General features: G+C 54.0%; 20 protein-coding genes. 7 read left to right on the top strand and 13 right to left on the bottom strand.

The features are described 5' to 3' along the window. Positions 1-68 precede the first annotated feature (68 nt). Positions 69-1,037: an HAD-IIA family hydrolase gene (locus tag SIB88_RS12360; protein WP_412558176.1), complete on the bottom strand. Its 969-nt coding sequence runs from the start codon at positions 1,035-1,037 to the stop codon at positions 69-71. 481 nt (positions 1,038-1,518) lie between these two features. Here SIB88_RS12360 and SIB88_RS12355 point away from each other — a divergent pair, with 481 nt between their 5' ends. Then, on the top strand, positions 1,519-1,677 hold the full coding sequence (locus tag SIB88_RS12355) for a DUF1127 domain-containing protein (protein WP_082817820.1): 159 nt from the start codon (positions 1,519-1,521) through the stop codon (positions 1,675-1,677). A gap of 146 nt (positions 1,678-1,823) precedes the next feature. On the opposite strand, the gene SIB88_RS12350 is transcribed toward SIB88_RS12355, so the two are convergent. Further along, positions 1,824-3,341, bottom strand: coding sequence for a malonate--CoA ligase (locus tag SIB88_RS12350; protein WP_412558175.1), 1,518 nt, complete (start codon positions 3,339-3,341; stop codon positions 1,824-1,826). A gap of 212 nt (positions 3,342-3,553) precedes the next feature. After that, on the bottom strand, positions 3,554-4,720 hold the full coding sequence (locus SIB88_RS12345; protein WP_068519001.1) for a type III PLP-dependent enzyme: 1,167 nt from the start codon (positions 4,718-4,720) through the stop codon (positions 3,554-3,556). 232 nt (positions 4,721-4,952) lie between these two features. Here SIB88_RS12345 and SIB88_RS12340 point away from each other — a divergent pair, with 232 nt between their 5' ends. Together SIB88_RS12340 and SIB88_RS12335 are read left to right on the top strand one after the other, a co-directional pair. Continuing rightward, positions 4,953-6,440, top strand: a complete 1,488-nt coding sequence (locus SIB88_RS12340; protein WP_412558174.1) for an aldehyde dehydrogenase family protein — start codon at positions 4,953-4,955, stop codon at positions 6,438-6,440. A 351-nt stretch (positions 6,441-6,791) separates the two neighbouring features. Continuing rightward, on the top strand, positions 6,792-8,012 hold the full coding sequence (locus SIB88_RS12335; protein ID WP_114113345.1) for a threonine ammonia-lyase: 1,221 nt from the start codon (positions 6,792-6,794) through the stop codon (positions 8,010-8,012). A gap of 98 nt (positions 8,013-8,110) precedes the next feature. On the opposite strand, the gene SIB88_RS12330 is transcribed toward SIB88_RS12335, so the two are convergent. Then, the gene (locus SIB88_RS12330) at positions 8,111-8,593 is read right to left on the bottom strand and encodes a flavin reductase family protein (RefSeq protein WP_068518998.1); all 483 of its coding nucleotides are present in this window, start codon (positions 8,591-8,593) and stop codon (positions 8,111-8,113) included. A gap of 256 nt (positions 8,594-8,849) precedes the next feature. Between SIB88_RS12330 and motA the strand changes: the two genes are divergently transcribed. The 4 genes from motA to SIB88_RS12310 all read left to right on the top strand — a co-directional run bounded on the left by motA (position 8,850) and on the right by SIB88_RS12310 (position 12,830). Then, a complete protein-coding gene (motA, locus tag SIB88_RS12325; RefSeq protein WP_068518997.1) occupies positions 8,850-9,704 on the top strand; it encodes a flagellar motor stator protein MotA in 855 nt (284 codons plus the stop codon). A 40-nt stretch (positions 9,705-9,744) separates the two neighbouring features. Continuing rightward, positions 9,745-10,707 carry a flagellar motor protein MotB gene (locus SIB88_RS12320; protein WP_412558173.1) on the top strand — a complete coding sequence of 321 codons (963 nt, stop codon included), beginning with the start codon at positions 9,745-9,747 and terminating at the stop codon, positions 10,705-10,707. A gap of 119 nt (positions 10,708-10,826) precedes the next feature. After that, on the top strand, positions 10,827-11,570 hold the full coding sequence (locus tag SIB88_RS12315; protein ID WP_412558172.1) for an arginyltransferase: 744 nt from the start codon (positions 10,827-10,829) through the stop codon (positions 11,568-11,570). A 168-nt stretch (positions 11,571-11,738) separates the two neighbouring features. Continuing rightward, the gene (locus SIB88_RS12310; protein ID WP_068518994.1) at positions 11,739-12,830 is read left to right on the top strand and encodes a TRAP transporter substrate-binding protein; all 1,092 of its coding nucleotides are present in this window, start codon (positions 11,739-11,741) and stop codon (positions 12,828-12,830) included. A 178-nt stretch (positions 12,831-13,008) separates the two neighbouring features. Here the strand turns inward: SIB88_RS12310 and SIB88_RS12305 are convergent, their stop codons facing one another. The 9 genes from SIB88_RS12305 to lepB form a co-directional block, all read right to left on the bottom strand. After that, complete coding sequence (locus tag SIB88_RS12305; RefSeq protein ID WP_068518993.1) at positions 13,009-14,382, bottom strand: TRAP transporter large permease; 1,374 nt, start codon at positions 14,380-14,382, stop codon at positions 13,009-13,011. Further along, entirely contained in the window at positions 14,382-14,927 is a 546-nt protein-coding gene (locus SIB88_RS12300; RefSeq protein WP_068518992.1) for a TRAP transporter small permease subunit, read from the bottom strand. The genes SIB88_RS12305 and SIB88_RS12300 overlap by 1 nt, the downstream gene beginning before the upstream one ends. 243 nt (positions 14,928-15,170) lie before the next feature. Then, the gene (gene parC, locus SIB88_RS12295) at positions 15,171-17,414 is read right to left on the bottom strand and encodes a DNA topoisomerase IV subunit A (protein ID WP_068518991.1); all 2,244 of its coding nucleotides are present in this window, start codon (positions 17,412-17,414) and stop codon (positions 15,171-15,173) included. 131 nt (positions 17,415-17,545) lie between these two features. After that, entirely contained in the window at positions 17,546-18,301 is a 756-nt protein-coding gene (gene recO / locus SIB88_RS12290) for a DNA repair protein RecO (RefSeq protein ID WP_068518990.1), read from the bottom strand. A 9-nt stretch (positions 18,302-18,310) separates the two neighbouring features. Next, entirely contained in the window at positions 18,311-18,478 is a 168-nt protein-coding gene (locus tag SIB88_RS12285) for a hypothetical protein (RefSeq protein WP_156480870.1), read from the bottom strand. Next, on the bottom strand, positions 18,478-18,708 hold the full coding sequence (locus SIB88_RS12280; protein ID WP_068518989.1) for a hypothetical protein: 231 nt from the start codon (positions 18,706-18,708) through the stop codon (positions 18,478-18,480). The genes SIB88_RS12285 and SIB88_RS12280 overlap by 1 nt, the downstream gene beginning before the upstream one ends. Before the next feature lie 43 nt (positions 18,709-18,751). Beyond that, positions 18,752-19,690, bottom strand: coding sequence for a GTPase Era (gene era / locus SIB88_RS12275; RefSeq protein WP_101246293.1), 939 nt, complete (start codon positions 19,688-19,690; stop codon positions 18,752-18,754). Next, complete coding sequence (gene rnc / locus SIB88_RS12270; RefSeq protein ID WP_101246294.1) at positions 19,683-20,366, bottom strand: ribonuclease III; 684 nt, start codon at positions 20,364-20,366, stop codon at positions 19,683-19,685. Before rnc ends, era begins: the two co-directional genes overlap by 8 nt. After that, on the bottom strand, positions 20,366-21,112 hold the full coding sequence (gene lepB / locus SIB88_RS12265) for a signal peptidase I (RefSeq protein WP_068518986.1): 747 nt from the start codon (positions 21,110-21,112) through the stop codon (positions 20,366-20,368). Before lepB ends, rnc begins: the two co-directional genes overlap by 1 nt. Between the last annotated feature and the right edge of the window lie 27 nt (positions 21,113-21,139).

Raw genomic sequence — 21,139 nt, 5'->3', positions numbered from 1 at the left:
ATCCAGAACACAAAAAAGGGCCTCAACCGAGGCCCTTTTGCATTTCCCGGGATCATAAAGCCAGAAGATCAGGCACAACAGGCCGCTTCGCTGACCGGATCGGCGATACCATGACCGATTGCACGCGCGCAGAAATGCGGCCGCAGACCGGATTTGGCAAAGACACTTTCGATATCCTGACCATCAAGGAATCCCCCCTGATGCACCAGAAGCGTCTTGATCCCCGATGCAAGACCGCCCAGGACATCCGTATGCACCGTATCGCCAACCATCAGGACGCGATCACGGCTGACATCCGGGTGGCGGCGCAGAACTTCTTCAAACACGTGATGATACGGTTTGCCGACACATTGGGGAATCACCCCGCATGCATCCGCCGCCAGATGGGCAAAATAGCCCGATTCCACGGACAGGAAGTCCCCCATTGGCGCACAGATATCCGGATTACCGACCAAAATTGGCCGCGGATTGGCCGCAAGGCTTTGTTCCAGCATTTCCTGCTGCTGATCTGACCAGTTTTCCGAATCAATCAACAGAAAACCATCAACGCGGTCATAGAGTGCGCGGTCCGCGCCAAGCGGCTCGACAGTGTCAGGCAAGACATGAAACGGCCAGTCCGCCGGGGCCATTGCGCCCCAATGGGTAATGTCGGCATGTTCATGCATCAGTGGTGCAATGAATTGCTGGCTGCTGATCAGGTTGCTGTTGTCAAAATCAAACCCGCGCTTGCGATGGCGGGCAAGGATGGCCTCTGCCGAACTGGACGCATCGTTGGTGACAACGGCAATCTTCTTGCCCGCTTCCTGAAGCGTGGCGATGGTTTTTACAGCACCGGGAATGGCCGTCGGGCCGCTATTGAGAACGCCAAACGCGTCAAACACAATCAGTTCAAACTGATCGGCAATCGCCAGAAGATTTTCGACATAGTCGGTTTTTGCCGGAACAGCATCAGCCTGCACTTGCGGCAATCGCGGCGCATATTGCAAATATGCGTCGATTGCCTGCGTAAAATTCAAACGCGGCCGATTGATGCTCATGGTCAGTTCTCCTGTTCGTGCATTTGGTCGCGCAAGTTACGGTCTTTTCCGGCTGATTGCGACCCCAAATACATCCCAATTCCTGTTAAATGCGCGCAACTGCCAAAATCAACCGATACGCGTCACGCAATTTCATTAGCCATGCACCATTAGCATAGCAATTAAAGTTGCAAAAGAAGCCTCATGTAACCGTATTATCGCCAATTCATTGCAATTTGGTGACTTTCTGCGCTTTCCAAGCCGCTGCCATGCAAAAAACGCATTGGATTAAGACAACAATCAGACGTAGATTGCCTTCACCAAATGAATAGGACGTATCGACTGGTAAATGCGCCATCAAGCAGATGATCATTCGATACATTGTAAACAAACCGACACGTCAAACCAGTTAACTATTCCTTCACGGAATACCTTCGGTGAGAACATGCCGGTTATCTGAATAGACGCCGTGTTAAACGGCCGGTTTGAAATAGGTGATGAAATGATCGTAACTAAAATCTTCGCTTTCCTTCGCGCTCTTCGCGTTCAGTACCAGACCCAGGTTGCGCTGCGTAAACTTGATACGCGCGAACTGGCTGACATCGGTCTGAACCGCGACATGATCGACGATGTAGCACACCGTGTTGCTTTCGGTCGCTAAGCCACGACCGTAGCGTCCTTGAGAAAAACCCCGGCAGATCATCTGCCGGGGTTTTTCTTTGTCCGCATTTCAGGATCGCCAGTATCCAGCCACGTCCGCACTCATGCGGCCTCAACATCGTGGCTGTGCAACGGCCTAGTTGGCAACTAGTTGGCAAACAGGCCCTTATAGTCATCGCGCAGGACATTCTTCTGGACTTTGCCCATCGCATTGCGTGGCAGCTCTTCGACAAAGAACACCCGCTTGGGCACCTTGAAGTTCGCAAGCTGCGATTTGATGGCGCCGATTACCCCATCCTCTGACAGGGCGTCCTTGTGGGTCGGAACGATTATGGCGACAACCGCCTCGCCAAAGTCGGGATGCTGAACACCGATCACGGCACTTTCAACAACCCCTTCCATTTTATCGATCAGGGTTTCGATTTCTTTCGGATACACGTTAAAGCCGCCAGAAATCACAAGATCCTTGGCCCGTCCGACAATATGGACATAGCCCTTGGCGTCGATCTTGGCGATATCGCCGGTAATGAAAAAGCCGTCCTTGCGAAACTCTTCTGCGGTTTTTTCCGGCATCTGCCAGTAACCGGCAAAAACATTCGGTCCGCGCGCTTCAAGAACGCCGATCTCGTCGGTTCCCAGAACGTTACCGTCCCCATCACAGACACGGACTTCAACATCGGGCAGTGCCGGGCCAACAGTATGAACAATACGCTCCCCGTCCAGCGGGTTCGACGTCGCCATCCCCATTTCCGTCATGCCATAACGTTCCAGCAAAGCCTTGCCGGTGCGTTGCTTGAACGCAGTGAAAGTTTCTGGCAACAACGGGGCTGATCCCGATATAAACAAACGCATGTTAGCGGTAACATCCGCATCAAAGTCATCTTCTGCCAGCAATCGCACATAGAATGTTGGAACACCCATCATCACCGTACTGCGCGGCAAAAGCGCCATGACCTCGTCACGGTCAAATTTCGGCAGGAAGAACATCTTTGAGCCCGACAACATCACACAGTGACAGGCGATGAAAAGCCCGTGGGTGTGGAAAATCGGCAAGGCATGCAAAAGGGTATCATCCCCGTTAAAGCCCCACAGCTTTTCAAGCGTTGCCGCATTGGACCACAGGTTCATCTGGGTCATCATTGCGCCTTTGGGTTTTCCTGTGGTGCCCGACGTATAAAGGATCGCGGCAAGATCATCATCGGCACAGGCCACAGGCGTGAACTGCCCGGATTGTCCGGCGGCACCATCCATAAGACTGCCATCACCCTTGGTGCCAAGTGTCAGAACATGGGTCACGCCCTGCTCCTTGGCGATTGCTGTGACTTCTTCCAATCGATGGGGCTGACAAACAAACACCACCGGTGATGCATTGCCCATGAAATATGAAAGTTCCCCGGCCTGGTAGGCGGTGTTTAGCGGCAAGTAAACCAAGCCAGCCCGGATGCACCCCAGATACAGAAAAAGTGCCTCGGGGGATTTATCAACCTGAACAGCCACCCGATCCCCTTTGCGAGCACCAAGTGACGTCAACAAACCGGCAATCCGCGCCGATGCCGTATCCGCGTCGGCATAGCTGTATGTCTTGCCGGTCGGTGTTTCGATCAGAACCGACGAAAGGTCTTTTGGAAACCGGTCACGGATACGCATGAAAAGGCTGTTGGTCACTGTATTGCTTCCCCGAAGATTGGTCTTTTGGCCGACAGGCCACCTGTCGGTTCCGAATGCGGGCAACATAGTGCAATCAATCATTATTGGTAAACAAGTACCTTTTTACCGATAATGATATTTTCCAAGCGCGACACGACAAAAAAACGGGTAAGCAGAAAAAACTGCTTACCCGCACGGTAATCAATCAAACGTCGCAACTCGGTGCGCGATCAGGCCACATAGGGGAATTCGCCATCCACGAACGGGAATGCTTCGCCAACGGTGACCTGCATTTCCGGGAAGAACCCGTTGAAATGGGTCGCAAGTGCATTGCTATAGGCCCCGATATGGCCAAATTCGATCCAGTCCCCTTCACGGATGTCCGCCGGCAGGGAAACAGCCGCTGGCAACACATCCATATTATCGCAGGTCGGGCCATAAATGGTGAAATCAAGCGTTTCATCTTCGATGAATTCACCATTGATCCGCATGGGCCGCACCGGATAGCGCAGCTGACCAGTCACGGTTTCCGACAGGCTTCCATAAACACCGTCATTGATAAACAGGGTATCTTCCTTGCGCAGGTGAACCTGGGTAATCAGGGAAATGCCACTTGAAACAAGTGCCCGACCCGGTTCGCACATAAAGGTCGTTTCGGGCATATCAAGCCAGCGAATGCAATCCTTGATCTCGTCCATGAATTCTTCAAGGCTGGCACCGCGCTGGTTCATATACTGGCCCGGGAAACCGCCACCGACGTCGATGTGTTTGACCTGAACACCGGAGAAATCGACAACCTGACGGATCAGTTCAACCGCGATCCGATAGCCGTTCGGCGTGGTGCATTGCGACCCGACATGGAAACAAAGACCGGCTTCATATCCGTATTCATCAACCTTCTTAAGAAGCTCTGCTGCGACCATCGGACGCGCGCCAAACTTCGCCGACAGGTTATAGGTCGCCCCGGCCGGGGGCGTTGCCAGGCGCACATGAATGACAAGGTTCTTGTCGCCTTCGGTTTCTTCGCGGATTTTTTCGAGTTCTTCGATCGTGTCGATGACATAGTGATCAATGCCATACACACGGTGCGCATTCCGGATGGCATCGCGGCTTTTGACCGGATGCATGAAATAGGCCTTCATGCCCGGAAACTGGCGACGCACCAGCGAAATTTCTTCTGGCGATGCCGTGTCGAAATGTCGAACACCCCCTTCATGGAGATAGCGCATCACTTCGGGATGCGGATTACATTTCACGGCATAAAGGACGTCGCCCGGGAACATTTCGACAAAGCGCTGCGCTGTTTCTCGAAGAATATTGGGTCTGAGACAATAAACCGGATAGGAAGGCTTGAGTTCCTTAACAACATCGAACGTCGTATCGAAATGACGTGGCATAAATACTCCATCGTTTGCGAAATGCTGGCGCCCAGACACGTACCGCCGCCGGGCTGGCCTTTTTTGCACGACAAGGTTATCAGCCCTTTGCGAAACTGTCATGCCTGTAAACACGAATTGATCTTGATATTGCGGCATCCTGTCGATAATTTGGTAAACCAATACCGAATAACCAATATCGTGTGCCCCACGCAAAAAAGCGCAACCACACACAACCCACAGGGAGCCTGAAATGCCTTTCGAACCGAACCTTGATCCGATGTCTTTGGCGACGGAACTCTCCGGCCACCACCTGATTGATGGCAAACTTGTTGCCCCCAAAAACGGCAAGACCTTTGACGTCATCAACCCGGCCACCGGCAAGGTTATCGGTCAGGCAGCCGACGGCGATGCTGACGATGTGGCAATTGCAGTTGATATTGCCAAGAAGGCGCAGAAAGACTGGGCAGAACGCCCTGCCCGTGAACGTGGCAAGCTGGTTGCCGAATGCGGTCGCGTCCTGATGGCCCATACAGAGGAACTCGGACGACTGGTCGCCCTTGAATCGGGCAAGGCGCTGCGCACTGAAAGCCGTGTCGAAGCATCGGTTCTGGCCGACATGTTCGTCTTCTTTGGCGGGCTTGCCTCGGAACTGAAAGGTGAAACCGTTCCCTTTAACCCCAACATGATGACCCTGACCACCCGCGAAGCCGTTGGTGTGGTCGGCGCCATCATTCCCTGGAACGTCCCGCTGCTTCTGATGGCGATCAAGGTTGCCCCGGCTCTGGTTGCCGGCAACACGGTTGTCGTGAAATCCGCCGAAGACACGCCGCTTACCGTGCTGCGCGTCTGCCAGATCATGCAGGAAATTCTTCCGGCTGGCGTTTTGAACATCCTGTCGGGCTTTGGCCCGTCTTGCGGTGGCCCGCTTGTGGAACACAAGGATGTCAAAAAGGTTTCGTTCACCGGATCGGTTGAAACCGGTCGCACGGTTTACAAGGCCGCCGCCGAAAAGCTGATCCCGGTCACCCTTGAACTTGGTGGCAAGTCGCCGATGATCGTGATGGATGACGCCGACCTCGACAAGGCGGTTGCCGGTGCAATCGGCGGCATGCGCTTCACCCGTCAGGGTCAGAGCTGCACCGCATCGTCACGCATGCTGGTTCATGAAAAACTTCATGATGAGTTCGTCAAGCGACTGATTGACAAAGTTAATACCCTGAAAATGGGCAACCCGCTTGATGAAGAAACCGATATCGGCACCATCATCAACCGCAAACAGTTCGACAAGGTATGCGGCTATATCGATATCGGGGAAAAAGAGGGTGCAACCAAGCACGAGCTCAGCGCCCTTCCCACGGACGCCGAACTTTCCGACGGCCTTTTTGTCCGTCCGGTAATTTTCACCAATGTTGACCCGAATGCCCGGATCGCCCGCGAAGAAATCTTTGGCCCGGTTGCCTGTGTCTTCAAATTCAAGACCTTTGAAGAAGCCCTTGAACTGGCAAATGACAGCGACTTTGGCCTTGCGGCAACGGTCTGGACCACGGATCTGAAAACCGCCCTTGTCGCCACCAAGCGCCTTGAAGCGGGCTTTGTTCAGGTCAACCAGAACCTTGTTGTTCAGCCGAACCTGTCCTATGGCGGCATCAAGTTGTCGGGACTTGGCAAGGAAGCATCGCTTGAAAGCATGCTTGAACATTTCACCTACAAGAAAACCGTCATTCTGAATATGGAATAACGCCCGATCCCCAAACTAGGCGTTCCACTTGGCCGGGTTGCGGTACACGCAACCCGGTTTTTCTATTGCGGCACTTGACCTTGGGCGACTTATCCGCAAAGCTGCCGCTTGAAAACACATCTTTAACCCAGAAAGAACATGGCTATGTCTGCATATACTGACATCCTTTCATCGCATTCCCGTCCGACGCTTCGTGCCGGTGCGATGGCCATGATTATGGGGATTTCCGACCTGCGAATGTGATCCCTGTCATCTGCGGATGACAGGTCCGGTTAACTACCGTTTTTCACCCACCACATGATATTATTGCCACCACATCACACCGATGGTGGCCGCAGGAGCATGGAAATTATGACTGTTTCCTATCACGATATTGTACGCGCATCCGGCTTGCTTGATGGTATTGTCGCCAAAACACCACTGGTAAAATCACTTACGCTTTCAAGCATTTGCCAGGCAGAAGTTTATCTTAAACTTGAAAACCAGCAATATACCGCCTCGTTCAAGGAACGTGGCGCCTATGTCAAACTTGCCAGCCTGACGCCCGAAGAACGCGAAAACGGCGTTATCGCCGTTTCGGCCGGAAACCATGCCCAGGGCGTTGCCTATAACGCCAAGCGGCTTGGCATTCCGGCTACCATCGTCATGCCCAAAAACACGCCCTTTACCAAGGTCCATCATACGCGATCCCACGGGGCGGAAGTTGTCCTGACCGGGAATGTGTTCGCCGAAAGCCTTGAGGCTGCCGGACGCATTCAGAAAGAGCGCGGCCTGACCTTTGTCCACCCGTTTGACGATGCCCATATCATTGCCGGCCAAGGTACGGTCGGGCTCGAAATCCTGAACGAAAATGTCGATATCGACACCATCGTCGTGCCAATTGGCGGTGGCGGACTGGCATCAGGGGTGGCAACGGCAGTCAAATCACGCCGCCCCGATATCGAGATTATCGGTGTCGAGACCAAGCTTTATCCCAGCATGTATGAGGGCATTCGCGGCGAAGAATATACCGGCGGCGGTGTCACCATTGCCGAAGGCATTGCGGTCAAACAGCCCGGTGGCCTGACGCTGGAAATCTGCAAGGAAAAGCTCGACGACGTCGTACTGGTTGATGAAAGCAGTATCGAACGGTCTATCCAGATGCTGATCGAGATCGAAAAAAGCGTGGTCGAAGGTGCCGGTGCGGCGCCGCTTGCGGCCCTGCTTGACCATCCCGAGAAATTCAAGGGCAAGAAAGTTTGCCTGATTGTCAGCGGCGGCAATATCGATACCCGCCTTCTTGCCCAGGTGCTGATGCGCGGCATGGCCCGTCAGGGACGTCTTGTCCGCGTTCGTATTGAAATTCCCGATGTGCCGGGTGCGCTGGCAACCATCAGTTCGCTGATCGGCGAAGAAGAAGCCAACATCATCGAAGTCTATCACCAGCGTCATTTCTATGACGTGCCGGCAAAACAGACCGACGTCGATATGGTTTTGGAAGTCCGCGATACCGTCCATGCCCAGCAGGTTATCGAACGCCTGATCAAGGCGGGATTTGGCGGGCGCCTGCTTGGCAACACATCACTCGATTGATCAGGCCTGACCTGATCGACTGCCAAACGACAAAGGGCCGCCGGTATGTCACCGCGGCCCTTTTTCTGTGTAAACCCGATCACATGATCGCCAGCAGATCAGTCACCCAGGCTGCGATACCGACCGCCATAATAAAGTAACGGCGCACCGGTTTCGCCCATCACCAGTTCGCGGACATGACCGACGATGATGCTGTGATCGCCGCCTTCATGCAGGGCATGACGTTCGCAGGTCAGTGCCGCAACACTTCCTGTCAGGCGCGGCATGCCGAGACTGTCATCTTCATAGGCCACGCGATCCCAGCCATCCTGCCCCGGCGCGGAAAACAGCTCGGAGACCTGCTGTTGGCTTTGGCTCAGGATATTGATGCAAAACCTCTTTGCGTCCCCGGTAAACAGCGCATGCGTTGCCGCACGGTGATCAACCGAAAACAGAACCAGTGCCGGATCCAGTGAGACCGAAGCAAAGCTGTTGATGGTAATGCCGGCTTTTGCACCGTCTGCAGCGCGGGTGGTTACCACAGCAACACCGGTTGTGAATTGACCAAGGCAATCGCGAAAATCGCGCGCAGAGAAAGACATATTGAAGGCAGCTCTCGTATACAAATATGGATGGTTGACGCACGCTGAATGGAGCTTGGGGAAAATGGCGTCTAATCATCCCGCTGTCAAACCTAACTCGCAGCTAATTTAAACGCGATGTTAATAAGATTAAAACTTAATAAGAGCATACAGATATCAGAAACATGTTTTGCAGTGCCGCAGATGACAGATGTTTCAATGAACTCGGGGTTGATCGTTCAGGTATCTGGCTTGGGCTAGCGGAGAAGAAAAAAGAATGTTCTTGATCATTGGCTATATCGTCGTAATCGGCTCTGTCCTGGGTGGCTATCTGCCGCATGGCGACTTTGGCATTCTCGTACAACCGCTTGAAGTCTTGATCATCTTCGGCGCAGCATTCGGTGCATATTTGACCGCCAACCCGCTTGGCATCGTCAAAAAATCATTCACCTATACCCTGCGCGCCATGAAGGGCCCCAAGAAAAAGGCTGCATATCTGGAACTCCTGATATGCCTTTATGCCATTTTCCGTCTGGCCAAATCCAAGGGTGATCTGGCGCTTGAAAGCCATGTCGAGAACCCGGAAAGTTCCAGCCTGTTTTCCAACTTCCCGAATCTGATGAAAGATCATCACGCGATGGAATTCATGTGTGATTATCTGCGCCTGCTGACTTTGGGAACCACCAACGCCTATGAACTCGAAGCGGTGATGGATCAGGAACTCGATACCCATCACGAAGAAGAACATGCCGTTGCATCAGCCGTTCAGACCGCGGGCGATGGCCTTCCGGCACTTGGTATTGTTGCCGCGGTTCTTGGCGTGATTGTCACCATGAGCTCGGTGACCGAACCGCCTGAAATTCTCGGCGGCCTGATCGCAGCCGCCCTTGTCGGTACGTTCCTTGGTATTCTTGGTGCATACGGCTTTGTTGGCCCGACCGCATCGATCATCAAGAACACGGTTGATTCTGACGGCAAATATTATGGCTGTATCAAAGCAGCACTGATCGGTCACATGCAGGGTTACGCCCCACAGGTTTCGGTGGAATTCGCGCGCAAGACCCTTCCCCATAACCTTCGACCCAGCTTCAAGGAACTTGACGAAGCGCTGCAAGATGCGCCCACAGCTTGATCTTGAGCCGGGAGCTTTGGTTTAGAGGACAACGCAGCACATGCCCGATATCGTTATAAAAAAGATCAAAAAAGGTGGGCACGGGCACCATGGCGGTGCCTGGAAAGTTGCCTATGCCGACTTTGTGACGGCAATGATGGCATTCTTCCTGTTGCTGTGGCTGCTTTCAAGCGCGACCGAAGAACAGCTTCAGGGTGTGTCGATGTATTTCACACCTGAAACCATATCACAGAATGATTCGGGTTCGGGCGGTTTGCTCGGCGGGACCAGCCTTGCAGAAGAAGGCGCATTGCGCTCCGAATTCGGCATGCCAACTGTCAGCATGGACATCCCGCCTCAGCAGTCCCCCGACGAACGCGAAGCCATCCGTGTTGCCCAGATGGAAGAACAGGAATTCAACGAGGCCAAGGAAGAACTCCTTAAGGCCATTGATGAAAGCCCGGAACTTCAGGGTCTTGAGAAGAACATCCGGATCGAGGAAACCGACGAAGGTCTTCGGATCCAGATCCTTGATGAAGACGGAACTGCCATGTTCCCGAGCGGCAGTGCCGATATGGCTGAACATACGCGGCTTCTTCTCGAAAAGGTTACCGAGGTCATTGAAAAAATGCCCCAGGATATCTCGATCGAAGGCCATACCGACGCGGTACCGTTCAACCGCCTTGACGGTTATTCAAACTGGGAACTGTCGACAGACCGTGCACTGGCCACGCGCCGCGCCCTTCAGGACCTGGGTCTGGAAACCGCCCGCTTTGCCAAGGTCGCTGGTCTTTCGGATACCGATCCACTGGTACCTGATGATCCCAAAAATGAAAGAAACCGTCGCATCAGCATCACGCTTTTACGTGGTACAGGTGAACGCGCAGAACTGGGATCAGATGGACAGAATGGCAATGGCACAGGCGCCCCTGCCAACGGTGCATCCCCGGTCCAGCAATCAGAGACACCGGCCAATGGTGCTGCCCCGCGTCGTCCGACATTCGGCGTGCCGTCACAACCATAAACATATGGCGATGTCACAGATTTGAATGCCCTTTTGGCTGCATGACCTTTAAACTGTCACAAACAGCACTTAATCTCATAATATAGATGATCGCGTGTGATCGGGATTGAGAATACCAGATGACAGTCAACCAGCGCCGCCTTACGCAGCATTACTTCATGACGGCCCCGATGCCGTGTCCCTATTTGCCCGGACGATTTGAACGTAAGCTGGTGACCGAATTGCGTGGCCCCGAGGCCAACAATATTCACGATCTGCTGTCGCGCGCCGGTTTCCGCCGCAGCCATTCCATTGCCTATCTTCCGGCGTGCAGCGATTGTAATGCCTGTGTTCCCGTGCGGGTAAGATGCCCGGACTTTGAACATAGTCGGTCATCCCGCCGTATCCAGAACAAGAATAGTGACCTTACGCGTTCCATCCTGCCGCCAACAGCCACACAGGAACAATACCAGCTGTTCAGCACCTATCAGGATGCCCGCCATGGCAATGGCGATATGGCCCGGATGGATGCGCGCGACTATCGCGCCATGATTGAAGACAGCACGATTGATACGTCGATCTATGAATATCGTCGCGCCGACAACAGTTTGATTGCCGTTGCACTGGTGGATAATCTTGCCGACGGATTATCTGCGGTTTACAGCTTTTTTGACCCGGCAGAACACAAGCGCGGCCTTGGGACCTACATCATCCTTGACCTGATCGAAGAAGCACAACTTCTTGATTTGCCCCATATCTATCTGGGTTACTGGATCGGTGACTGTCGCAAGATGTCTTACAAGATGCGCTTTCAGCCGCTTGAAGGGTTCCGGGACGGGCAATGGATCTCGATGAGCGACACCGGACCCGATACCTGTGCATAGGATGGGCTACCCTTCTTTCGTATCATTCTACATTAGACTAAAGTCCTAGAAATCAGCTCGATCCCCGGTTGCCTGCATCCAAAGACGCATATAAGCTCCTTACAAAGCCGGTTAACCGGCTTTGATACATATAAATCATGAGCTTGCATCTTTGGGAGGCTGTAACTAATGAAACGTCGCCAATTTCTTTCTGGCGCTGCCGTAGCAGGTGCGACTGCTGCCGCATCCACTTTTGCCAAACCGGCACTTGCCCAGGACGTCCGTGAATGGCGTATGGTCACCACCTGGCCGAAAAACTTCCCGGGTCTTGGTACCGGTGCGAACCTTCTTGCTGAATACATCACCAAGGCATCTGATGGTCGCCTGAAAGTTACCGTTTTCGGTGCGGGCGAAATCGTCCCGGCATTCGAAGCCATTGACGCTGTTGGCAACGGCACCGTCGAAATGGGCCACGGTGCGCCTTACTACTGGAAAGGCAAAGTTGACGCGACCCAGTATATCGCAGCAATGCCGTTCGGTCTGAACGCTCAGGAACAGAATGCGTGGTTCCAGTGGGGTGGCGGTCAGGAACTTGCTGACAAGGTCTATGCCGAACTGAACTGTAAGTTCTTCCCGTCGGGGAACACCGGCACGCAGATGGGTGGCTGGTTCAACAAGGAAATGAACACCATTGCAGACTATCAGGGTCTGAAAATGCGTATTCCGGGCCTTGGTGGCGAAGTTGTCAAAGCGGCTGGCGCAAACGTTGTGAACCTTCCGGGTGGTGAAATCCCGCCGGCACTTCAGTCCGGTGCGATTGACGCGACCGAGTGGGTTGGCCCGTATAACGACCTGGCATTCGGTCTTTATAAATCGGCGAAGTATTACTACTACCCGGGCTGGCACGAGCCGGCGACCGTTCTTGACAACTTCATCAACCTGGATGCATGGAATGCGCTTCCGGATGATCTGAAGGCCATTGTCGAGCAGGCAAACCGCGCTGTTAACCAGATGGTTCTGTCCGAATTCACCGCCCGTAACGTTCAGGCACTCGATACCCTGCGCAACAAGCACAATGTCGATGTTCGTCCGTTCTCTGACGACATTCTGACCGGCCTTGGCAAACTTTCGGGTGAGGTTCTGCGTGACCTGGTTTCTTCGAACCCGCTGTCGCAGGAAGTCTTCGAAAGCCTGATCGCCTTCCGTACCCAGTCGATCGCATGGTCGAAATTCTCGGAATCGGCATTTGCCCAGGCACGTGTCCTGCCGTTCAAATACTAAATCTTCCATTTCTGGAAACGATCAAGGGCCGGCAATTTGCCGGCCCTTTTTCTTTGCCTCTTGCACATGAGAAGACGGCTGGAATTCCCAGACGAGCCCCCTCCTCGATCCTCGGATTGCGCAATAAAAAAAGGCACCCGTTCGGGTGCCTTTTTTGAAATGGTCATCTGATGTCTGATCAGAACAGAACACTTGGCAGCCAGGTTGCCAGCCACGGGAACGCCGCGACAAGGCAAAGGCCCAGCATCTGGATCATCACGAACGGAATGATACCCCGATAGATATCAAGCGTCTTGATCGCTGCCGGTGCCACACCGCGCAGATAGAACAGCGCAAAGCCGAATGGCGGTGTCAGGAAGCTGGTCTGAAGGTTGATGGCGATCATCACACCCAGCCAGACCGGATCGATATCCATCTTAAGCAGGATCGGGCCGACAATCGGGATCACGACAAACACGATCTCGATAAAGTCGAGGAAGAAGCCCATGAAGAACATCAGCAGCATGACCACCAGCATGGCACTGAAAACGCCACCCGGAAGGTTATGCAGCAATTCTTCAACCAGATGATCCCCGCCAAGACCGCGGAACACCAGCGAGAACACCGACGCGCCAAGCAGAATGACAAACACCATCGCGCTGACCTGGACGGTCTGGCGCACAACATGGCGCAGAACCGCCATATCGAGGCGCTTGTAGAATGCCGCCAGGACAATCGCACCGATCGAGCCGAATGCAGCGGATTCAGTCGGCGTTGCAATACCGGTCAGGATCGAGCCAAGAACAGCAACAATCAGAAGTCCCGGAGGCAGCAAGGCACGAAGAACTTCCCCCCACAGGCCTTCCGGACGTTTGCCTTCGACCAGTGCCGGGGCCGCCTTGGGATCAATCAGCGACTTGATAATGATCCAGGTGATATAAAGCGCAACCAGCAACAATCCCGGAATGAAGGCACCTGCAAACAGGTCCATCACCGAAATCGGTTCCGGTGCCCAGTTGCCAATCGCACGCTGTGCTTCGGCATAAGCGCCCTGAAGGATATCGCCCAGAAGAACCAGAACGATTGACGGCGGAATGATCTGACCAAGCGTACCGGACGCACAGATCACACCGGTCGACAGTTTCGGATCATAACCGGCCTTCTGCATCGCAGGCAGGCTGAGCAGGCCCATCGTCACAACAGTCGCACCGACAATACCGGTCGATGCTGCCAGCAACATGCCGACAATCACCACCGAAATGCCAAGACCGCCGCGCATGGTGCCAAACAGCATACCCATGGTGGTCAGAAGCTTTTCGGCGATCCGCGCGCGTTCAAGCATAACCCCCATGAACACGAACAGCGGAATTGCCACATAGAGTTCGTTGGTCATCACACCGAAATAGCGCGACGGCAACGACCCCAGAAGCGGCATGTCGAATGTACCCATCGCATTGCCGATAAGGGCAAAAGCAAGACCGGTGCCCGCAAGCGAGAAAGCAACCGGAAAACCAAGAAGAAGCACGCCGCAGGCCACGGCGAACATCACCAGGCTAAGAATTTCACCCGTCATCAAACGCCCTCGTGTTCTTCTTCTTTGATTTCAAATTCTTTGTGACCGGCAAGTACCAGAATACTGCGCGCAGCAAGCGAAAGCCCCTGAAGCAGCATCAGCACACAAAACACCAAAATCACCGATTTATACAGGAACAGCCCCGGAAGACCGCCCGTCTCGTGAGATCCTTCAAGACGGTGCCAGCTCGTCGCGACATACGGATAGCTGTACATCAGGATCATGACCAGTACCGGGGTCATCAGGAACAGGGATCCGAAAAGATCAACCCATGCCTTGTATCGTGCCGAAGCCGGACGATAGAAAACGTCCACCCGAACATGGCCACCGTGCAAAAGCGTGTATCCCGCCCCTACCATGAACATGATGCCGTAAAGCCACATATAGCTTTCCTGCATCGATACCCAGCCAACCGCAAAGCCGTAACGCAATGTCGCAACCAGAAACGTGATCACGACCATCGGGATTACCAGCCAGGCTATCCCGCGACCGATCCAGTCATTCAGACCGTCTATCGCGTGGACGAAATTTCCCAGAAATCTCACTTTTCACTCCCAAGCCCTTATTGAATCACACAGGAATATTGCGGGCTTCCTGTTAATCAGGTTGCGAAGTTACATTTTAACCACCCAAAACGCCATATCTTTTGGCACGCAATTCCGCCATTTCTCGCCAAATTCTCAGCATATGATGTTGTTTGCATCTTCGCGGGCCGGTTTCAGGCATAAAAAGAGCCGGATGGTGATATTCCATCCGGCTTTTGATGCATTAATTCAGGTCTGTTTTCGTCATTCGAACTTGTTCGAACGCGGGAAACCATTTGGCGGCAGTCGCCCGGCACCGGCGCGTTTGCCGGTCCATTCGGCAAGTTCGGTGACGGTTCGGGTCCGCCCTTCGCTGCCGCCCATTGCCCAGCTCAGACCATCTTCCAGATTAAACAGGATCAGGTCTGAAAGACCGCCCTGACGGTATTTCTGCAAGATGACGCCGCGGCCACGGGTCATTTCCGGCACTTCATCAACCGGATAGATCAGCAATTTGCGGTTATCACCAAGAACCGCAACATGGTCCTTTTCAACCGGGATGAAGATTTTGGCCACTTCCCCGGTTCCAAGGTTCAGGACCTGCTTGCCGTTCTTGGTCTGGGCAACAACGTCTTTTTCCGCGACCTGGAAGCCGCGTCCAGCAGAACTTGCCACCAGAAGATTGCGGCCTTCCTTGTGAACCACCATCGAAACAATGTCATGTTCCTGGGGCAGATCGATGGAAAGACGGATCGGTTCGCCATGACCACGACCGCCCGGAAGCTTGTCGCAAGACATGGTGTAGCAACGCCCCGCCGTCGACAGGATCAGAAGCTTGTCTGTCGTAAAGGCCTTGATGGCAAAGCGATGTTCGTCACCATCCTTGAATTTCAGATCACTGATATCGGCAGTGTGCCCTTTGAGGGCGCGGATCCAGCCCATTTTCGAACAGATCACCGTAATCGGTTCACGTTCGATCAGTGCTTCAAGCGGCACTTCGATTTCTTCTGGAGCATCACCAATTTCGGTGCGACGTTTGCCAAGCGCGGTTTTCTTGCCGAAATTCTCGCGCATGACTTCGATTTCATCGCGGATTTTCTCCCAGCGCAGCGTTTCGCTGGCAAGAAGTGCTTCAAGACCCTGCTTTTCTTCGGTCAGCTTGGCGTGCTCGTTCTTGATTTCCATCTCTTCGAGCTTGCGCAACGACCGCAGACGCATGTTCAGGATCGCATCAGCCTGAACTTCCGTCAGGTTGAATGCCGCCATCAGCGCGTTTTTCGGTTCATCCTCGAACCGGATGATGCGGATCACTTCGTCAAGGTTCAGATAGGCAACAAGATAGCCTTCCAAAACTTCAAGACGATGATTGATCTTTGCCAGACGATGGTTTGAACGACGGATCAGCACATCCTGACGATGGGCAAGGAACGCACGCAACACTTCGCGCAGGTTCATCACCCGCGGCGTATTGTCGGCATCCAGAACGTTCATGTTCAAGCCAAACCGGATTTCCAGTTCGGTATTCTTGAACAGCATTTCCATCAGATGTTCCGGCTCGACCGCACGGGTACGCGGTTCAAGAACCAGACGGATGACATCGGTTGACTCATCGCGCACGTCATTAAGCAATGGCAGCTTTTTGGCCACCATCAAATCGGCGATACGTTCAACCAGCTTGGCCTTCTGCACCTGATAGGGAACCTCGGTCACGACGATCTGATACAGACCGTGGCTGAGTTTTTCGACTTCCCATTTCGCGCGCAGTCGGAACGATCCGCGCCCGGTGGCATAGGCTTCGAGAATATTTTCATGCGGCTCGACCAGAACCCCGCCTGTCGGGAAGTCCGGCCCCGGCACACAACGCACCAGTTCGGCAATCGATGTTTCAGGCTTGTCGATCAGCTTGATCAGGCCGGCACAGATTTCACCGACATTGTGCGGCGGAATATTGGTCGCCATACCAACCGCAATACCCGCGGCCCCGTTTGCCAGAAGGTTCGGGAAGGCTGCCGGCATGACAACGGGTTCCTGCTCCTCCCCGTCATAGGTCGGGCGGAAATCGACTGCATCCTCGTCCAGACCGTCCATCAGGGCGGCGGCAACGGCGGTCATGCGGGCTTCGGTGTAACGCATTGCCGCGGCGTTATCGCCGTCAATGTTGCCGAAGTTGCCCTGACCATCGACCAGCGGATAGCGTACCGCAAAATCCTGGGCCAGACGGACAAGTGCGTCATAGACCGACTGGTCACCATGCGGGTGATATTTACCAATCACGTCACCAACCACACGCGCACATTTCTTGAACCCCTGTTCCGGGTTCAGCTTGAGCTGGCGCATGGCATAAAGAAGACGACGATGCACGGGCTTAAGGCCATCACGTACATCAGGCAGGGAACGCGACATGATTGTCGACATCGCATATGCGAGATACCGTTCGCTTAGCGCATCAGCAAGTCGGGTTTCCCTGATTTGACCGGCGCCGGCCGGTTCGGAAGTCTTGGTGCTCATGAACGATTTTTCTTGTTGCTTGGCAGAATGGACAGGTGCAAGGGCATTCTAACCCCGAATGTCTTGCGATATTGGCAACATACTACGCCGGGCATAGGCTTGGTCAACAGATGCGAACCAAATTGACCAATTTATTTTTCATCATCCCCTGACAGCCGCCAGACATGGCTGACCAGCCGGTCGCGCGCGGCCACCGGTTTTATGCCCTTGGCTTCGAAAATATCGCGGTGAATGAAAAAACCGGTCAACTTCAACCCGTCACGCAACTGTTCAAGCATATCGGCATCCGCGCGTGGTCCCGACGCCCGCCCAAGGGCAAGAAACGCCGGCAACGGCAAAAGACGATCGCGATAGGCCTGCCCGGCGGCCTCGCTAACTGCTCGGCCGCTTTTCGGGGAAACATAGGCAAGGTCACTGGCAAGATCGGTCGCGGCACATCTTTGAAGATCAAGGCCATAGCCAAGTTCTTCCAAAAGCCCGACTTCCCAGCGGATATAGGCCGGCAACCACTGGTCAAGCTTAAGGGCAGCCATCAGGGCCACCGTGCCATGATAAAGATCGGGATGGGCTTCGCGTTCGGGCAATGTTGCATCCAGCATCGCACAGGCAGAACTCATCGCCATCAGCGGGCCGGGCTGCAATAACAGATCCGCGGCATGTGCGCCGGTCAGTTCACAGCGAAACTGCCCGAGATGTTCGGCAAGGCGGGCCGACCACCCTACCCTGATTTCATTGCCCGGCTCCAGGGTGCCGCGCATTGATTTGCTCATGGCGCCACGGACCATGCCGGCATGGCGACCATAATCCCGTGTCAGGACGGATAACCGGACCGAACTTTCGCCCAGTTTGCGTGTCGAAAGAACGATGCCATCATCACGCCAATCCATCGCGGTCTCTTAGAAATAACCGCTGGGCACGATCAGACGGGTCACCAGAAAGAACATGCCCAACAGACAGGAAAAAAGTGCAAAGATCGCAATACCGAACACCACTTTCCGCAGCCATGAACGGTTTTCGACCTCGTCTATGGCCTGATCGATCGGATCGATTGAATTTGGCGTCATCAGTTTGGTCCTCCGCCCGTCATTTTCCAGAACAGGCCAAGCACAAAGATGCCAAGCGCAACCAGAAGTGCAATCAGATTAAGCGGGCGATGCAAAAAGGATTTTTCGCGTTGCACAGCGTTATAATCGCGGCGGTTACGGAACGGGCGTCTGGCCACACGGGCAACAATCATTGCGGCAGCAGCGCCAACAACAATCATCACGACACCCCAGAATGATCCGATTTCCATTATCTACCCGGCAATTGATAATCTGTCTGCGCAACGCGCACGGTTATGCGTTGGGATCAAGGCCCCACATGGCAAAGCGGTTGGGATCATCACCCCAGTTTTCACGAACCTTGACGAACAGGAACAGATGCACCCGGCGTTCGAAAATGGCTTCGAGCTCCTTGCGGGCTTCGCTGCCAAGCGCCTTGATCCGTTTTCCGCCCTTGCCAAGAATGATGGCCTTCTGGCCTTCGCGCTCGACAAAGATCGTCTGTTCAAGCTTGACCGATCCGTCCTTGCGTTCTTCCCACAACTCGGTTTCGACCGTTGCGGAATACGGCAGTTCCTGCTGAAGCTGATAATAAAGCTTTTCGCGGGTGATTTCGGCCGCCAGAAGACGCAACGGCATGTCCGAAACGTCATCTTCGGGGAACATCCAGGGACCGTCCGGCATTTTTGCAGCCAGGAAGTTCACAAGATCCTGCGTGCCGGCACCTTTTTTGGCCGAAATCATAAAGACATCGGTAAAGACATCGTGGGCAAACAGATCCTGCGACAGACGCAGGAGCTTTTCCTTGTCTGCGACCTTGTCGACCTTGTTCAGGGCCAGAATAGCCTTGCGGTTCTGATCCTTGAGCTGATTGATGATGGCAAGGTCCTCGTCGGTAATGCCGGTACCGGCATCAATGACAAGAACCACCAGGTCCGCATCATCCGCACCATTCCAGGCGGCCTTGACCATCGCGCGGTCCAGACGGCGTTTGGGTGCGAAAATACCCGGGGTATCAATGAAAACAATCTGCGCATCTTCGGTCATGACGATGCCGCGCACGCGCGTACGCGTCGTCTGGACCTTGGGCGAGACGATCGACACTTTGGTGCCGACAAGCTGGTTCAGAAGCGTCGACTTGCCAGCATTTGGCGCGCCAACAAGCGCAACAAAGCCGCAACGCTGCTGATAAGGTAATCTGTCTTCGGCCACCGGTGTGGGAACCTCATTCATCGCTTAGTTTGTCCAACATCATGCGGGCGGCGAGTTGTTCCGCCTCACGTTTCGATTTTCCTTCTGCACTGACACGATCGCCATCACTGGTGGTCAGTTCGATCGTAAAGATCGGTGCATGTGCCGGACCTTCACGTCCGACCATTTCATATTTCGGAAGCGGCTTGCCCCGCCCCTGAAGCCATTCCTGCAATTGCGTTTTCGCATCTTGCGGCGGCTTGTTGTCTTCATCAAGCAGCGGCGTCCAGAGCTTTTCAATAAAGCGGCGCGCCGGTTCAAGTCCACCATCAAGATAGAGTGCGGCAATCACGGCTTCCATGCAATCAGATAAAATTGCCGGATTGGCGTCCGCCCCGGCAGCGCGTTCACCCTTTGCCATCTGGATATGGTCACCCAGATTGATCTGGTTGGCCACACGCGCAAGAGTTTCACGACGCACCAGCGCAACGAAACGCTTGGCCATCGCACCTTCGCGCTCACGTCCGAACCGGGTGTAAAGCATTTCGGCCACAACAAGCCCCAAAACCCGGTCGCCCAGGAATTCAAGGCGCTCGTTCCCACCGCTTAGCGCATCCTTGCCCTTTGCCGCACTGCGATGAGTCAGCGCCACACGCAGCAGGTCCGGATTGGAAAAACCGTGATCAATCTCGGCGATCACCGGTATGCCGTCGCTCATCAGTTAACCCCCTGGAACAGGCGATCAAACCGGATGCTGCCCAGATCATAGACCGGCTGCGAGCTGTCCTTGGAATAGAACAGGAATTCGGCACGGCCGACCAGATTTTCGATCGGCACAAAACGGAAGCGCGACGGGAAGGCACGGCTGTCTGCCGAATTATCGCGGTTGTCACCCATCATGAAGTAATGGCCTTCGGGCACGGTAAAGGCTTCGGTATTGTCACTTGGACCCTGATCACCAAACAGTTCCAGAATACGATGCACCTTGCCATTCGGAAGTGTTTCAAGATATTGCGGAACCGCCGCGGAACGACCCGTACCATCGGTCAGGATGTAATCTTCGATCCGTTCGCGTTCAACAAGCTTGTTGTTGATATACAGGCGCCCGTCAGTGACCTGAACGGTATCACCGGGCAAGCCGATCACGCGTTTGATATAATCCTGGGTGGTGTCGGACGGCAGTTTGAAAACCACCACATCACCACGTTCCGGTTCGGTTTCAAACACACGGCCCGGAATGACCGGCAGGCTGAACGGCATGCTGTGTTTCGAATACCCGTAGGAGAATTTCGACACAAACAGATAGTCCCCCACCAGCAGGGTCGGGATCATAGAACCAGACGGAATATTGAACGGTTCGAAGGCAAATGTCCGAACCAAAAGTGCAATGACAATGGCCCAGAAAACGGTCTTCAAGGTGTCAAAAAGGCCACCCGTTTTCTTTTTCTGCACAAGCTTTTCCATTCCGTTTTTAACCAATCAATTTATCTG

Source organism: Thalassospira sp. MIT121401 (assembly GCF_047125595.1).
Lineage (GTDB): Bacteria > Pseudomonadota > Alphaproteobacteria > Rhodospirillales > Thalassospiraceae > Thalassospira > Thalassospira povalilytica.
Note: the sequence above shows the minus strand (reverse complement) of the source record. Positions and strands in the feature narration are given on the sequence as shown.

What these genes read in the sequence shown, in the direction of transcription:
- SIB88_RS12340 (WP_412558174.1), top strand. Translation starts at nt 4,953, where the DNA reads ATGCCTTTCGAACCGAACCTTGATCCGATGTCTTTGGCGACGGAACTC.
- era (WP_101246293.1), bottom strand. Translation starts at nt 19,690, where the DNA reads ATGAATGAGGTTCCCACACCGGTGGCCGAAGACAGATTACCTTATCAG.
- SIB88_RS12355 (WP_082817820.1), top strand. Translation starts at nt 1,519, where the DNA reads ATGATCGTAACTAAAATCTTCGCTTTCCTTCGCGCTCTTCGCGTTCAG.
- SIB88_RS12335 (WP_114113345.1), top strand. Translation starts at nt 6,792, where the DNA reads ATGACTGTTTCCTATCACGATATTGTACGCGCATCCGGCTTGCTTGAT.
- recO (WP_068518990.1), bottom strand. Translation starts at nt 18,301, where the DNA reads ATGGATTGGCGTGATGATGGCATCGTTCTTTCGACACGCAAACTGGGC.
- motA (WP_068518997.1), top strand. Translation starts at nt 8,850, where the DNA reads ATGTTCTTGATCATTGGCTATATCGTCGTAATCGGCTCTGTCCTGGGT.
- SIB88_RS12320 (WP_412558173.1), top strand. Translation starts at nt 9,745, where the DNA reads ATGCCCGATATCGTTATAAAAAAGATCAAAAAAGGTGGGCACGGGCAC.
- SIB88_RS12345 (WP_068519001.1), bottom strand. Translation starts at nt 4,720, where the DNA reads ATGCCACGTCATTTCGATACGACGTTCGATGTTGTTAAGGAACTCAAG.
- lepB (WP_068518986.1), bottom strand. Translation starts at nt 21,112, where the DNA reads ATGGAAAAGCTTGTGCAGAAAAAGAAAACGGGTGGCCTTTTTGACACC.
- SIB88_RS12285 (WP_156480870.1), bottom strand. Translation starts at nt 18,478, where the DNA reads ATGACGCCAAATTCAATCGATCCGATCGATCAGGCCATAGACGAGGTC.
- SIB88_RS12330 (WP_068518998.1), bottom strand. Translation starts at nt 8,593, where the DNA reads ATGTCTTTCTCTGCGCGCGATTTTCGCGATTGCCTTGGTCAATTCACA.
- parC (WP_068518991.1), bottom strand. Translation starts at nt 17,414, where the DNA reads ATGAGCACCAAGACTTCCGAACCGGCCGGCGCCGGTCAAATCAGGGAA.
- SIB88_RS12280 (WP_068518989.1), bottom strand. Translation starts at nt 18,708, where the DNA reads ATGGAAATCGGATCATTCTGGGGTGTCGTGATGATTGTTGTTGGCGCT.
- rnc (WP_101246294.1), bottom strand. Translation starts at nt 20,366, where the DNA reads ATGAGCGACGGCATACCGGTGATCGCCGAGATTGATCACGGTTTTTCC.
- SIB88_RS12305 (WP_068518993.1), bottom strand. Translation starts at nt 14,382, where the DNA reads ATGACGGGTGAAATTCTTAGCCTGGTGATGTTCGCCGTGGCCTGCGGC.
- SIB88_RS12310 (WP_068518994.1), top strand. Translation starts at nt 11,739, where the DNA reads ATGAAACGTCGCCAATTTCTTTCTGGCGCTGCCGTAGCAGGTGCGACT.
- SIB88_RS12360 (WP_412558176.1), bottom strand. Translation starts at nt 1,037, where the DNA reads ATGAGCATCAATCGGCCGCGTTTGAATTTTACGCAGGCAATCGACGCA.
- SIB88_RS12315 (WP_412558172.1), top strand. Translation starts at nt 10,827, where the DNA reads ATGACAGTCAACCAGCGCCGCCTTACGCAGCATTACTTCATGACGGCC.